The following is a 14,493-nucleotide window of genomic DNA, read 5'->3' on the forward strand; positions in this document are numbered from 1 at the left end:
CGTGCTCGGCAGCAAACGCTTCGCTGGATCTGTTCGAGCAGACTCCTTACGAAGTCGGCAACATCGAGACCATCCTTCGCGAAAGGTTGTTCGTGCTGCGAGACGTTGACAACGTTGCCGACGTGCGATGTTTTGGGGCGATCGGAGTCGTTCAGTTACGCGATCCGCCCAACATGCAAACGGTTCAGGACGAGTTGGTTCGGCGAGGTGTCTGGCTGCGTCCGTTTGGCGATTGCTTGTACACGACTCCGCCGTTGTGCATCGGCGATGAATCGTTGCATCAGGTCTGCGACGCGATGATTGAGGCAACCCACGCGGTCATGCCACAAAACAATTCGCGTGAAGTCAATCAGTTGCGGTAGCGTTCGTGACATTGATTGCAGGCCTGCTTGAGTCGAGCCATCGACTCGCGCAATTCCTGCCAGTCCTCTCGTTCGACTTGGGATTCCATGCCATGAACCAAACGAACGGAATCGTGCATCCACGGACGCATTTCTTCGTTGCAAACGCGGTGTGACTCTCGCAAAGCCTCTTGCAGCAACCGAACGTCGCTCACCTTCCATTCGTTGGTCTTCATCGAATCCGACAGGACTTCGTACTGCAACGATGTATCGACCATGTGAGAGGCCAGCGTGCTGATTTCGGCGACTTCGACCAACTTGGGCAGTTCAGCCGAAGTTGGTTGCGGTCGAAAGCCATCGACGTCTCGCCAAAGACCCGCGTACTGCGAACCGGTGCCCGCTTTTTTAAGAAGTTCGACGGCTTGTTTGCGGTCCAGCCAACCGGCCGACTGCGCGATCACGGCGGCCATCGCCGGCCCGCGGTGTTTGCCGTGATGGCAGTGCACGTACATGGGATCTTTGATCTGTTTGGTCAATGCTGCCGCGGCTTTGCAGGCATATTCGTGGACGCCGTCATACCCAATCGGAATGTGGATGTAACGCAGTCCGTATTTGCGAGCGATTTCGATCTCGGGGCGTTGTCCATCCACGCTGACGACGACCTTCAAACCCAACTTGGCGAGCTCAGCAAAAGCTTCCTCGCCGTCCGGCGCAGCACCAGACATCAGTTGCGGATGAATCTCGATTCGGTTCTCAAGAACGGATTCTTGTGACTTTGCTGGATCGTCGGCGATGGTGTGGACCGTGCCCACGAAAAATGCAAAGAGAAGGAATGCGACGAGCGTGCAAGACCAACCCAAAACCCGAATGATGCGACGTTGTGAATGAAACATGCGACATAGAATACCGCATTTTGAAACGCTGGTGAAAGCTTGCACATGCAAAGAGGAACGACGCTCCGATGACGCCTGAGAACGTGTGTCCTCAGGCGTCATCGGTGCGACTTGCGACGGATCGCTTACCGTTCTCTTCCGTTGATAGAAGCCATGGCGAGGCGGCTACTTTCAGTTCATCGGTCTTTTCGGCAAACAATTTGCTCGCTGTTTCAACGAGCAATCGAAAGCAGAGATGCCTATGACTTCATCAGTTCGATGGTGACGCTGTTTTCGCCTTCGCTGACAACCGCCTGGATATCGGTAGTCGTTTCGTTCCAGTACTTCTCTGGAACGGATTCGTCAATTTTGACGGCTTCGGGAGAACCTTCTTCCATCGGAACGGTCTTCGGCGCAAGGTACACGTTGTAGGTTCCGCTTGGAATGGGATCCTTGAGTGCGAATTGGCCTCCGTCACCAATATCCGTTCCGGCGGCTTGGCCGGTGGAAGAGTCCAAGAACATCACCGCGGCGTCATCGTATGGCTTGCCGTTCAAGCTGACGGTTCCTTCCACCGTGCCGACGGGAGGTGTGTCGCTGCATCCGAGTGAAAGTGTTGAAAGACAAGCTATTGCGGAAAGTAGAAATGTGGATCGGATCGACGTGAACGTTTTTTGAGTCATCTGAGGAATCGCTTTGCTTCGAAAAAGTTGAATTAGTTGATGGCGGTCGCGGGATCGCCGGTTGAGTCGACGAGTCCCGCGTGTCTTTCCGCCGGCTGAACATGTGTCATGCGAAAACTATTGCGGGAAGGTGGTGACTTCACCGTCGTAGCGGCAACACAGTTGTTTCAGCAGCAAGAAGTCGATCGAATCGGTTATGAATTGAACGCTCGCATCGCCCATCACCACATTGATTCCGCCGGTGTGCATGGAGTTGATCACGGTGTTGTTTCGGTACATGCGATCGGTCGCCCCCGTTTGCACGATCTGCGAGTTCGGCGCAAACCGAACGCAGGTTGTTCCGGTTTGCCAAAGGTCCCAGCTGCTCGGTCCGTCAACTGGGCGAGGGTGCCTCGAACCCATCCAACCGCCGTAGTAGTTGGATGTTCGATTGACTCCGTCGACCCAGCCGGATTGCTCGGCAATCATGATTGCGTTGGTCGTTCCGTCGACGACGTCTCGCATTTTGATTTTGCCGTTGGCGAACAACATTCCGTTGTTGGATGACCATCCGTGACCAAGGTCAGCGGTCCCTTTGTTAGGGTCACCGCCGGGAACAGGGCGAGCGGCACCTTGAATTCCGACATACATGACATTCATCGCACCTTCGGAATTGTTTGACACCGGTGCGTTCTCAAACATATCGATGGCGGACGAAGGGCACGCGTAAGTTGGCACGGCGAGATACTTCAGGATTTCGTTGCCGAGAAGTGCATCTGCACCGGCGGCTCCACCGGCCATGAAGTGGGATGAGTAGCTGAACTCAAGTTGTTCGTGGATGTTGCCTTGTTCGATGAATGGCAGAATCAACGCGCGCCAGTTCGATCCGCTGGCGGGCCATGCTTCTCGAAGGTTATAGGAACCAAGAGGAAAGCTTGACATCGTGTCGTGATAGTTGTGCATCGCTAAACCAAGTTGTTTCATGTTGTTCGAACAACTCATTCTTCTGGCGGCTTCTCTCGCAGATTGGACTGCGGGAAGAAGGAGTCCAACCAAGACACCGATGATCGCTATGACAACCAATAGCTCGACCAAGGTGAATCCAGAGTTTCCATGTTGCTTCTGACGCATCGACAATTCCTTAGGTGAGAGATTCGATGCCGTGATTGGACACGTGCAATCGAAACATAAGGTGAAGGAGGGAAGAATCCTTCCCGAAAGATCGCTTCGTCGAGTGAGTTTTGGACTCCGCCCATTCACTTGCACCACTCAGGCGAAGAGGTTGCGAAGGCAAAGGCAATGCCAAAGCACCACGGAGCTGGTCAGAACCAACGGAAGAGGTATGCGGCGGGAAGATGAGGCGCGGTGCGGACGCGCAATGCTGTCTCAGGGACCGTTAGCACTGAGCGGACAAGGAAGAAATCAAGCGTGTCGCGAATCGTTTGCTGCCTATGACATGCGCACGGTCGTAGCATGCGCGTCTTAATTGTGAGCAGCCCCCCGCATCGGTCGGATGCATCTGCACAGTATGCGTCAACGTCGTCGTCGGACGACTGAGTTGACTTGGCGTTTTGGGTAGATTGTGAACGCTTGTTTCAGACCATTAGGCTGCTTTGCCTGACATGTACAAGCAATCAAAGCGTTGACATTTCCACGTGCTTAGACTTGTCCAGTCGCGGCTGACTCAAACGCATCAAAGAGGCTCAGTTGGACGGACTTGGGACGCAATCGGTCACGCAGTCCAACGCTGTCCAGGCTGAGTGGTTCCGGATGACGATCGGCGGTGATCAGGAAAGGGCGAGCCTTTTTGTACGACACGCCGATTCGAATCAAATCTTCATCTCGGATGGAGTGGTGACGGCGTGTGTTGAGAATTCGTTTGACACCTCGTTCACCGATTCCCGGGACCCGCAGCAGCATCTCTCGCGACGCACGATTGACATCGATCGGGAACCGTTCGCGGTTGCGAAGTGCCCAGGCGAGTTTGGGGTCGATGTCCAAGTCCAGGTTTTGCGATTCCGGCGTGGTCAGTTCCGAAGCATCGAAACCGTAGAACCTCAGCAGCCAATCAGCTTGGTACAAACGATGTTCACGCACCAACGGAGGCGACATGCCCGGCAGGCGTGCATCCGCGTGCGGGATTGGGCTGTACGCCGAATAGTAGACCCGCCGCAATTGATGTGTACCGTACAGGACCGACGAAGTGTTCAAGATGTCTTGATCGGTCGAGTCGGTTGCACCAACGATCATTTGGGTGCTCTGACCCGCTGGCACAAACTGCGGCACACGCAAGCCTCGTTTGCGATCCGATGTGATCTCGTCCCGTTTGACTTTGATCCGATCCATCGATTGTTCGATCGCCGGACGCTTCTTTTCTGGAGCGAGCGTTTTCAAATCGCCGACGGTTGGCAGCTCGATGTTGATGCTCAATCGGTCGGCGTATTGTCCCGCCGTTTCGATCAAGTCATCCGCCGCGTTCGGAATGGTTTTCAAGTGGATGTAGCCGCGAAACAATTCTCGTTCGCGAAGAGTTTTTGCAACCTCGATCATTTGCCCCATGGTGTAGTCGGAGTCCTGAATGATTCCGCTGCTGAGAAACAAACCTTCGATGTAGTTGCGACGGTAGAAATCCATCGTCAGCTTGACGACTTGTTCCGGTGTGAACCGTGCGCGTGGGGTGTCGCTGCTGATTCGGTTGACACAGTACTGGCAATCGTAGATGCAGTAGTTCGTCAGCAATATTTTCAGCAAAGAAACACAGCGTCCGTCGGGTGTGTAGGAGTGGCAAATTCCCATGCCTTCGGTGCTGCCCAGGCCGCCCTTCGACTCTCGTTTGGATCCGCTGCTGGCGCAGGAAGCATCGTATTTTGCTGCGTCGGCGAGGATCGCCAGTTTTCCGTTGATGTCTGATGGTGACGGCATGAAGTCTCGCGTTGAGTGGATACCGCAGGATCGTTTCCGCGGCGGATTCCGTTGGCACGGCGAACTTGCAAACCCCGCGCCTGATGGTCAGGTCAAAAGTTGGTCTGATCAAATGTATCGGAGCGTCGAGAGTCGAACGCCGTCCATCCCGTAGAACCGTTAAAACCGGGCCGAGTTGACAGTTCGGGATGGTCGAAGTGGCGGTTTTTTCGAGAATCCTTTGACGCCGTCGAAAAGATTGGGTTTGCTGATGACTGGCCGCTGAAACTACGACGGCCGGTGCTCAACGAACAAGGATTCAATTTGTCTTTCTACGTCTTTTTGCTGGTCTTGGTATCGCTCTGCTGCGGTTCCGCCCCTGGTTGGTCGGAACCGTCGTTCCGGTCGGTGATGGCCAGCGTCGCGTTGGTGGCGGGATGGACAATCCTGTGTCACACGGCCGCTCGGATGATGGTTTTGCAGGTCAAGCGAGGACACATGCGAATTCGCGATGCGAGCCGGATGCTTGAGATTCAGCTGGACATTTTTCGCTGGCTGGGACTGCCCGTCGTGCTGACTTGCCTCGGTGCGTTTTCATTGGCCGCTTGGTCTCGCGAACAACCGATTCTGGAATCCAGCATGATGCTGCAATCCATCGTTTTGCTGATGCCTGGTATCACCATTCTGCTTGCGACCTGGTCCGCCGAGCATGTCTTCGGGGCTCGGTTGGGCCTGACTGACTCGTCTCTACGAAACTACTTTGTTTCGTTGTGGTCTGGACTTCGTGCCGGTCCCGTTTGGTTGATCATTCCAACCATGCTCTTTTTGTTGCTGGGTGATTTGGCAGAATGGAGCCAACCGATCGCGACGGGCAACGCGGTAGCAATCGGTATCGGCGTCGGCATCGCGGTGATCGCATTTGTGCTGCCGTGGATCGTTGGCCGAGTCATCCGGCAAGAAACAATGTCGACCACCGATCGCGAATCGATCACGTTGTGGCTCGACCGAGTCGGCGTAAAAACCGAAGGATGGACTGCGATGCGGATTGTCCGTTGGAACACAAACGGACGTGTCTTCAACGCGTTGGTGGCGGGTTTGTTTCGTCCCGGTCGGATGCTGCTGTTGTCCGATCGCGTGTTGGATGAATTGCCCCGTGGTCAGTTGTTGATGGTCGTCATGCACGAGGTCGCTCATGTGCGTCGCTGGCACGTTCCAATTCGGATGGCTGCTGTCGCTCCAGCATGGTTTGTTTCGATCTGGGTTGGATCCTTGTTCACAAATGAATCTTGGGGGGCAACCGTTGGCGGGCTGACTGGATTGTTGTTGACCGTGGGAACGTTGAGTGCCGTGGCGTATTTGACGGAATGGGACGCCGACGCGGTCGCTTGCAAGTTGGCTGTCAAAGCCGGCGGACAAGCTGAAGGGATGCCGGCGACGGAAGCCGAAGCAGCGGGAATGATGGCTGCGGCCTTGGGACGAGTCACGGCCGGACACCCCGCCGCACGTCGAGCGAGCTGGTTGCACCCCAGTTTGGCGATGCGAGTCAAACGGTTGGCCAAACCACCTCGCATGCATCTGATTTGATCGAAACTTGCTCGCATCTTCATGATGGTCGAGCTCAGATGGGGAAGGACTTGTAGAGGGCTTTGAGTTAGAATCGTGGTCCCCCACACGTTTCCCACCTGAAGAAGAGCCCCTTGCATGCGTTCCCGCCATCTTCTGTGTTTGTTCGTTGGACTGATGGTTTGGTCCAATTCGTTCGCACCCATCCCAGCCAACTCGGCAGACTCCGCCCGCCAGCCAAACATCCTGTTTGTTTTGTACGACGATCTTGGTTGGGGCGATTTGGGGTGCTACTACCAGAACGAATCCAAGCACGACAGGACGCACCAAACACCGCATTGGGATGCGATGGCGGCAGAAGGCTTGCAGATGCGGAACCACTACTGCCCGGCCCCCGTGTGTGCTCCCAGTCGCGCGTCGCTGCTGACCGGTGTGCATCAAGGCCATGCGTCGATCCGAGACAACCAGTTTGACAAAGCGTTGCCAGACGTTCCGACGGTCGCATCGGTGTTGAAAGACGCTGGTTACACGACGGCTCTCGTCGGAAAGTATGGCTTGCAAGGCGAAGGCAGCAGTGCCGCCAATTGGCCGGCGTATCCGACCAAGCGTGGGTTTGACGAGTTCTTTGGCTACGTGCGTCACCGCGACGGCCACAACCATTATCCCGCCGACAAATGGCCGATCGCCAATGGCGAAGCCCACGCCAACCCGGTTGAATTGTGGCACAACGACGACGAAATCTCATCGCAACTGAAGGGCTGCTACACGGCGGACTTGTTCACCGCGAAAACGAAAAAGTTCTTGGTTGAACACAAATCGCAATCGGCTGACGAACCGTTCTTCGTGTTCCTTTCCTACGACACACCTCACGCATCGATCCAGTATCCATCGGCGCCCTATCCAGAAGGCATGGGCGTCAACGGTGGCGTGCAGTGGCTCGGCGAGACCGACAGGATGATCAACACGGTCGGGCCGATTGATTCGTACAAGCACCCTGACTATGCCAACCAAGGTTGGACGGATGCCGAAGTACGCTTCGCGACCAGCGTCCGACGGCTCGACGACTTGATGGGCGACCTGCTGCAAACGCTTCGCGATTTGGAACTCGACGAAAACACCCTGGTGGTCTTCTCCAGCGACAACGGTCCGCACAGCGAATCGTATATCCAAAACGTGAATTACGACCCGACATCGTTTCAATCGTACGGTCCGTTTGATGGGATGAAGCGAGATTGTTACGAGGGTGGGATCCGTGTTCCGACCATCGCTTGGTGGCCCGGAACGATTGCAGCTGGAATCGATCAAAGCCCAAGCCAATTCCACGATTGGTTGACCACGTTTGCCGATTTGGCGGGAGCGACCGTTCCCGCCCGAGCAGACGGTGTTTCGCTGGTTCCCACGCTGTTGAAAGATGGCGAACAAGCGACGCCGACGACCTACGTTGAGTATTTCAACGGCGGCAAGACTCCGAACTACAAAGACTACGAGCCGTCTCGCCGGGGAGCGCGTCGCGGTCAAATGCAAGCGATCTTCATGGACGGCTACAAAGGAGTTCGGCACAACATTCAATCGCACTCGGATCCGTTTGAGATCTACGACGTCGCGAAAGATCCCGGCGAAGCCAACAACTTAGCCGGAACGTCTCCCGAAATGAAAAAGCTGCAACAACGGATGCGCGACCGCGTGCTTCAGCTTCGTTCAGCCAACGCGACCGCCGAGCGTCCCTACGACGGCGAACCCATTCCCGCGGACGATTCCCTGAATGCGGACGACGCGATGGTGGTCACGTATTGTCCAACCAAGACATCCTTTGTTTCGCGTTTGGACCCGGCACAATCGACCAAGGTGGATGTCGAAGGATTGGATCTCGCCGACGCAGTTCGCTCCGCCGGCAAAGGCAACGCACGCGTGCAAACGGTTTTGAATGTCGCGAAAACTGGGCGATACGAGTTGCGATTGACGGCGACCGGCGATGCTGTTTTGCGTTTGCACGACGCGGCTTTGATCGACACGACCGGTCAGGACAAGACGGATGCATCGGTGGAAGTCACACTGCAAGCCGGCACGCACCCGGTTGACATGATCGTCCGTTTGGCGGGCAATGATTCCGTTCCCGCATTGGAACTGAACGAGCTGCCAGACGCTCCGAAAAAGTCACGCAAACCAGCAAAGAAGAAAAGGAACTCCAAATGAATGCTCCCGCCGAACCACTTCGTTATGCAATTCTAGGAAGTGGTGCGGTGGGCGGTTTGTATGGAGCCATGCTGGCCCGATCCGGATGCGACGTGCACTTCTTGTTGCATTCGGATTTTGACCACGTACGGGAAAATGGGTTTCGAATCGACAGCGTGCTCGGCGACTTTGTTTTGGAGTCGCCTCAAGTCTACGATTCGGTTGAAACGATGCCGAAATGCGATGTTGTGATCATCGCGTTGAAGTCGACTCGCAATGCGTTGTTGGACGAGTGGCTACCGCAAGTGGTCGCTGACGACGGCGTGGTGTTGACGCTGCAAAACGGGTTGGATGTCGAAGCCGACGTGCGACGGACGGTTCCCGCCGGACGAGTTCTCGGTGGATGCTGTTTTTTGTGCAGCAACAAGGTCGGACCGGGGCACATCCATCACTTGGATTACGGGCGGATCGCGTTCGGTGCCTACCAGGAAACCGGTGTCGATCCATCGCGTGCCAATGAGGTGGGGCGCCGCATCGAGACGGACATGCAATCAGCGGGGATTGACGCGAATTGGAGCGACGATCTGGCCAAGACTCGCTGGCGAAAGTTGATGTGGAACATCCCTTTCAACGGATTGTCGGTGGTCCTCGATGCGTCGACGGATCGAATCATTGGATCTCAACCTGGGCGAGACTTGGCGAACCAACTGATTGCCGAAGTTCACGCCGGCGCCGCTGCTTGCGGCGTTGAGATTGATGAAAAGGCGATTCGGGCGACGATGGAACACACTGAGACGATGGTTCCGTACGACAGCAGCATGCGGTTAGACTTCTTGGCCAAACGCCCCATGGAAGTCGAAGCGATCTTTGGTAACCCGCTGCGAGCGATCGGAGAACGTGCGAGCGAGATTGCCCCGTCGATTTCAATGCTGTATCAGCAACTCGCGTTTTTCAACGAAGCGATTTGCCAAGACGCTTGAAGGTCAACCAAGAGCCTTCTTGGAGACCGCGATGCGTTTGCGATCCAGGTCAATCTCGAGGACTTTGACTTTGACCACGTCGCCGACCGAAACGACCTCGGAAGGATCGCTAACGAATTGGTTGGCCAACTGAGAGACGTGGATCAACCCGTCTTGGTGGACACCGAGGTCGATGAATGCGCCGAAGTGCGTCACGTTGGTGATGACGCCTTCCAGCACCATTCCTTCGCGAAGATCTTCCATCGATTGGACGGATTCATCGAACTGGGCGACTTTGAATTCGCTTCGAGGGTCGCGACCGGGTTTGCCAAGTTCCGCGATGATGTCACGGATGGTTGGAATGCCGAAGCGATCATCGACAAACGAATCAGGTTGCAGTTTCTGGCTGAGCGTCGCATTGCCAACGAGCGTTTTCACATCGGCATGCAATTGCTTGGCCATGCGGCTGACCAGCGTGTAGCTTTCGGGGTGCACGGCTGAATTGTCCAGCGGCTCATCACCGCCGCGAATTCGCAGAAAGCCGGCTGCTTGTTCGAATGCCTTCTTTCCAAGTTTGGGAACCTTCGTCAGTTCCTTACGGCTGCCGAAACGCCCGTTCGTGTCTCGGTATTGAACGATGTTCTCGGCCAATTTCGGTCCGATGCCGGCGACTCGTGACAACAATGGGACGCTGGCCATGTTGAGGTCCACGCCGACGTGGTTCACGCAGCTTTCGACGGTTCGATCAAGGCACTTGCGAAGCTGGGTTTGATTCACGTCGTGTTGGTACTGTCCGACACCGATCGATTTGGGGTCTGTTTTGACGAGCTCTGCCAGCGGATCTTGAAGGCGACGCGCGATGCTGATGGCGCCTCGAACGGTGACGTCCAAATCAGGGAACTCCTTCCCTGCCAGTTCGCTGGCCGAATAGATTGACGCCCCCGATTCGCTGACCATCACCTTGGTGACATCCAACTTGTGATCGCGAATCAATTGGCCGACAAAGGCATCGGTTTCTCTAGAGGCGGTGCCGTTGCCAATCGCAATCAGCTCAACATGGTGTTTCTGTATCAGGGCCAAAAGCTGCTTTGAGGCTCCGGCGGTGTCGGATTTGGGAGGCGTCGGATAGATCGTTGTGTTGGCCAGGAACTTTCCAGTGCCATCGACCACGGCGACTTTGCAACCAGTGCGAAAACCAGGGTCGATGCCGATCGTCACGCGAGGTCCGGCGGGAGGCGACATCAGCAGTTCGTGCAGATTCTTGCCAAACACATCGATGGCTTCTTCGTCGGCCTTCTCCTTCAACATTTGCAGCACGGTCGACTGCGTTGCCGGTTGAAGCAAGCGTTGAAAACAGTCTTCCGCGGCTGATTCAAGTTCTCGAGCGAATTCGAACGAGTGGTTTTGGATGAACGTGGATTTGACGTGCGAGATGGCACGGTCTTCCTCCATTTTCAGCCCGACACGCAGGATGCCTTCCGCTTCGCCACGCAACATTGCGAGCAATCGGTGACCGGGAATGCGAGCGGCTGATTCAGCACGATCCAGGTAGGCTTCGTATTTGTCCGCTTCGTCCTTCTTGCCGCGTTTGACCGCTGAAGTGATCTGCCCAAACTTGGTTCCCTTCTCGACCATCCACTCACGAACCGACGCATCTTCGCTCCATTGTTCAGCAACGATGTCGAGTGCGCCGGCCAGAGCCGCGTCGGTGTCGGCGACATCCAAATCTTGATTGACAAATCCTTGGAGTGTTTGCTGTTTCGATTGAGGCAGCTTGGTTTGTTTGAGAAGCAGATCAGCCAGCGGTTGAAGCCCTTTTTCGCGTGCGATCGTTGCTCGCGTGCGGCGTTTCGGTTTGTAGGGCAGGTACAAAGCCTCGAGTGATCGCAGATCCGTGCAGGCGTCAATCTGTTTGCGAAGCTCAGCGGTCAACGCACCTTGTTCTTCGATCGTTTTGAGAACGGTTGCCTTTCGAGCGAGCAGGGCATTGTGCTTTTCGAGAGCATCTTCGATCGCGCGCAGAGCGATTTCGTCCAAACCGCCGGTGACCTCTTTGCGATACCGGGCGATGAAGGGAATCGTGTTGCCGGCTTCGAGTAGCTCGATGACCGCGGCGACTTGTTTCTCTGGAAGATTCAGTTCACGAGCGATGGATTGCATAGGACGAATTGTCAGTGCTGCGAAAGGTTGCGAAGTCGATGGTGGATCGGTGAATCATGTCGGATGAAACGATCGAGCGGCAGTGATACTCAAGCGTGTCGTCGTTGTGCCATCTCAAAATGGTGTTTCACGGCGCGGCCGCTGATGGTTGTCTTTTCTAACAGCTCTTTGGTGATCGCGCGGATCGCTTCGAGGTTGGCTTCGTCGTTGAGAATGTGTTCTGTTTTGGAAAGCATGCGTTTGAGCAGTGTTTCATGCTGTCGCTGTGACGCGGCTCGTGTGCACAACCGTGCCGAGACCTCTCGCAAGTCCTGCGACGCACCCGCCGGGCAATAGACACCTGTGAAACGCGATTCGGAAACCATCCCGGCCAGCAAAACCAGCACGTCGTCTTCGAGTTGGTCCTTGCTGCCTTTGGATCGGCCCTTTTTGATTTCGCAGGTGCCAAGACGTGATCCACCGAACTGCAGCTTGCCGGGAGCAATGGTGACCTTTTGAATGCTTCGTCCGACGGCCATCGCCATCACCGCGTGGCCGGCTTCGTGATACGCGGTCGCGATGGTTTCTTTGGAAGCGGTGGGGGAGGGAGGTGATTCCCCGTTTTCGGTCGTGTCTTCGTTCGGTTTCATCGCGGCAGTATAGGTCAGTTGGGTTGCAGCAGCGATCACCTGATCATTGGCCTCATTCTTGCCATGGCCGCCGGAGCGAGGAGCTTTTCCCAGTGTTGTGAATTGAGTTTCAAACCAATGTACTGAGATGGGGTGTTCCGGAGGATTTGGGACGAACTTCCCTCGCGTTTTTCCGGGGCGACGTTGGTGGCAACGCCGGGATGCTCCGCTCTGTTAAAATGTGCGGTCCAGGGGATCTGCCACGTGCCGATTCCCCCGCGTCTGTTTGGTCGCTCCCATCCCCATCCCCACTCAGAAGATTGCCATGGAACGCCGTTCTTTTCTCGCCGCCAGTGCCGCTGCTGCCACCGTTGTTGCCACTCAATCAAATTCCGCTCAAGCAGCGAAAAACGACGACCTCGCCGCGTCGCCTTGATCGGATGCGGTTGGTACGGCAAATGTGATTTGCTGCAGCTGATCAACATCGAGCCTGTTGAAGTGGTGTCGTTGTGCGACGTCGATCAAAAGTTGCTGGATGAATGTGCCGATCTGATCGCCTCTCGACAGAAGTCCGGCAACCGCCCCGAAACATTCGCGAATTACGAAGACTTGCTCGCCAAGAAGAACATGGACATCGTCTTGGTTGACACGCCCGATCACTGGCACGCGCTGCCGATGATCGCCGCGGTTGAAGCAGGCGCCGACGTCTACGTGCAAAAGCCAACGGGTGTCGACACGCTCGAAAGCAAAGCGATGTTGGATGCGGCACGCCGGACCGGACGCGTTGTCCAAGTCGGCACCCAGCGCCGTAGTACGCCGCACTTAATTGATGCGAAGAAGAACGTTGTCGATGCAGGGTTGCTGGGCAACGTCGCTTTCGCCGAAGTCTGCTGCTATTACCACATGCGAGCCAATTCGAATCCACCTGCGATCGATCCGCCTCCGCATTTTGACTACGAAGCTTGGACAGGTCCGGCCCCAATGCGTCCCTACACCGAGCTGACTCATCCACGCAAATGGCGAGCGTTCATGGAATATGGAAACGGCATCGTCGGCGACATGTGTGTCCACATGTTGGACTTGGTACGTTGGCAATTGGATCTTGGTTGGCCCAAGCGAATCAGCAGCGTGGGTGGCATCATGGTGCAGAAGGACTCACTCGCCAACATCACGGACACACAAACGGCGACGTTTGACTTTGATGGCTTGGACGTGGTCTGGACGCACCGAAGTTGGGGCAGTGCTCCCGACCCCGAGTACCCGTGGGCGGCCAAAATCTACGGCGACAAAGGCACGTTGAAGTTGAGCGTGAATAAGTTTGAGTTTGAACCACGCGGTGGCGGCAAGAAATTGTCCGGCGAAGCGGTCATCGAGACTGACAAATACCCGACCGATGTCACCGACAAAGAGAAGTGGGCGTTGGAGCTGCACGTTGCCTCGGCAATTCGCGGTCACATGCGAGACTTTCTCGACGCGATTGATAACCGTTCCAAACCGGTTGCTGACATCGAACAAGGTCACATCAGCAGCGCGTCATGCTTCATGGCGAACGTGGCAATGGAACTCGGTCGAACACTTGAATTTGATCCGAAATCGCACACGATCGTGGGTGACGAGGAAGCGACCAAGGCGATCAAGCGACCTTACCGTGCACCGTACCAGCATCCTGCGGAGCGAGCATGATAAATCGGTGGTCTGGTTTTGAAGATTGATCGCCAATGTTTCTGACGAACAAGACGCAAGCTAAAGTTCGGTGGTTTGGCCGAGATAGGACGCGGGAATCGGTGGTTTAGCTCAGTCTGCTACCATCCATCGTGCTACCAGAAGACCAATGTTGTTTGTAAAGTTCCAGACCGATGTCGCTGTTCTTTGATTCACTTGTCCGACCATACACCGAACTCGTTTCCGGACGGTTCGGTGAAGTGGAAACGGCGGCCTCCGGGGAAGGAGAAGATGTCCTGGATCACGGCTCCACCCGACGTCTGGACTTTCGCCATCGTTGCTTCCAAATCATCGCTATAGAATACGACGAGCGCGGCGCCGTTCGACGTCAGCGATGATTTGTCGGACTGATAGAAACCACCGTCCAGTCCTGTCGATTTGTCGAACGCGGTGTATTCGGGGCCGTAGTCGGTGAACTTCCAACCAAAACAGGTTTCAAAGAAAGCCTTGGTTTTCGCCATGTCTTTGGCGGGGATCTCGATGTAGTTGATCGATTCGTGTTGGTTGCTCATGCGAAGTCCTCAGGCGTGGAA

At 55.6% G+C, this 14,493-nt stretch carries 13 protein-coding genes; 6 read left to right on the forward strand and 7 right to left on the reverse strand.

Translation table 11 applies throughout. From position 1 onward, the window contains the following. Positions 1-362 (forward strand): aminotransferase class III-fold pyridoxal phosphate-dependent enzyme (locus RE6C_RS11895; protein ID WP_039961854.1); only part of this gene is annotated, 362 nt, incomplete at its 5' end. On the opposite strand, the gene RE6C_RS11900 is transcribed toward RE6C_RS11895, so the two are convergent. The 4 genes from RE6C_RS11900 to RE6C_RS11915 all read right to left on the reverse strand — a co-directional run bounded on the left by RE6C_RS11900 (position 350) and on the right by RE6C_RS11915 (position 4,797). Next, positions 350-1,234, reverse strand: coding sequence for a protein-tyrosine phosphatase family protein (locus RE6C_RS11900; protein ID WP_039961855.1), 885 nt, complete (start codon positions 1,232-1,234; stop codon positions 350-352). The genes RE6C_RS11895 and RE6C_RS11900 overlap by 13 nt on opposite strands. A 239-nt stretch (positions 1,235-1,473) precedes the next feature. Next, positions 1,474-1,896, reverse strand: coding sequence for a carboxypeptidase regulatory-like domain-containing protein (locus RE6C_RS11905; protein WP_008656876.1), 423 nt, complete (start codon positions 1,894-1,896; stop codon positions 1,474-1,476). Between the two features lie 117 nt (positions 1,897-2,013). Beyond that, the gene (locus tag RE6C_RS11910; RefSeq protein ID WP_039961857.1) at positions 2,014-3,006 is read right to left on the reverse strand and encodes a DUF1559 family PulG-like putative transporter; all 993 of its coding nucleotides are present in this window, start codon (positions 3,004-3,006) and stop codon (positions 2,014-2,016) included. 528 nt (positions 3,007-3,534) lie between these two features. Further along, positions 3,535-4,797: a putative DNA modification/repair radical SAM protein gene (locus RE6C_RS11915; RefSeq protein WP_008656881.1), complete on the reverse strand. Its 1,263-nt coding sequence runs from the start codon at positions 4,795-4,797 to the stop codon at positions 3,535-3,537. Between the two features lie 279 nt (positions 4,798-5,076). Between RE6C_RS11915 and RE6C_RS11920 the strand changes: the two genes are divergently transcribed. The 3 genes from RE6C_RS11920 (at position 5,077) to RE6C_RS11930 (ending at position 9,491) form a co-directional block, all read left to right on the forward strand. Next, positions 5,077-6,360, forward strand: coding sequence for a M48 family metalloprotease (locus RE6C_RS11920; RefSeq protein WP_008656883.1), 1,284 nt, complete (start codon positions 5,077-5,079; stop codon positions 6,358-6,360). Between the two features lie 117 nt (positions 6,361-6,477). Beyond that, positions 6,478-8,532 (forward strand): arylsulfatase, encoded by a 2,055-nt coding sequence (locus RE6C_RS11925; RefSeq protein ID WP_008656885.1) that lies wholly within the window; start codon positions 6,478-6,480, stop codon positions 8,530-8,532. Then, complete coding sequence (locus RE6C_RS11930; RefSeq protein ID WP_008656888.1) at positions 8,529-9,491, forward strand: putative 2-dehydropantoate 2-reductase; 963 nt, start codon at positions 8,529-8,531, stop codon at positions 9,489-9,491. Before RE6C_RS11925 ends, RE6C_RS11930 begins: the two co-directional genes overlap by 4 nt. A gap of 3 nt (positions 9,492-9,494) precedes the next feature. Here RE6C_RS11930 and RE6C_RS11935 read toward each other — a convergent pair whose 3' ends face one another. Further along, complete coding sequence (locus RE6C_RS11935) at positions 9,495-11,630, reverse strand: Tex family protein (protein ID WP_008656890.1); 2,136 nt, start codon at positions 11,628-11,630, stop codon at positions 9,495-9,497. Between the two features lie 89 nt (positions 11,631-11,719). After that, the gene (locus RE6C_RS11940; protein ID WP_008656894.1) at positions 11,720-12,298 is read right to left on the reverse strand and encodes an ATP-dependent metallopeptidase FtsH/Yme1/Tma family protein; all 579 of its coding nucleotides are present in this window, start codon (positions 12,296-12,298) and stop codon (positions 11,720-11,722) included. A 265-nt stretch (positions 12,299-12,563) separates the two neighbouring features. Here RE6C_RS11940 and RE6C_RS32845 point away from each other — a divergent pair, with 265 nt between their 5' ends. Both RE6C_RS32845 and RE6C_RS11945 read left to right on the forward strand, forming a co-directional pair. Continuing rightward, on the forward strand, positions 12,564-12,674 hold the full coding sequence (locus RE6C_RS32845; RefSeq protein ID WP_236618141.1) for a twin-arginine translocation signal domain-containing protein: 111 nt from the start codon (positions 12,564-12,566) through the stop codon (positions 12,672-12,674). Positions 12,675-12,703: 29 nt separating this feature from the next. After that, complete coding sequence (locus RE6C_RS11945; RefSeq protein WP_236618142.1) at positions 12,704-13,921, forward strand: Gfo/Idh/MocA family protein; 1,218 nt, start codon at positions 12,704-12,706, stop codon at positions 13,919-13,921. Between the two features lie 191 nt (positions 13,922-14,112). Here RE6C_RS11945 and RE6C_RS11950 read toward each other — a convergent pair whose 3' ends face one another. Continuing rightward, on the reverse strand, positions 14,113-14,472 hold the full coding sequence (locus tag RE6C_RS11950) for a VOC family protein (protein WP_008656897.1): 360 nt from the start codon (positions 14,470-14,472) through the stop codon (positions 14,113-14,115). Positions 14,473-14,493 lie beyond the last annotated feature (21 nt).

This window comes from Rhodopirellula europaea 6C (genome assembly GCF_000338295.1).
Classification (GTDB): domain Bacteria; phylum Planctomycetota; class Planctomycetia; order Pirellulales; family Pirellulaceae; genus Rhodopirellula; species Rhodopirellula europaea.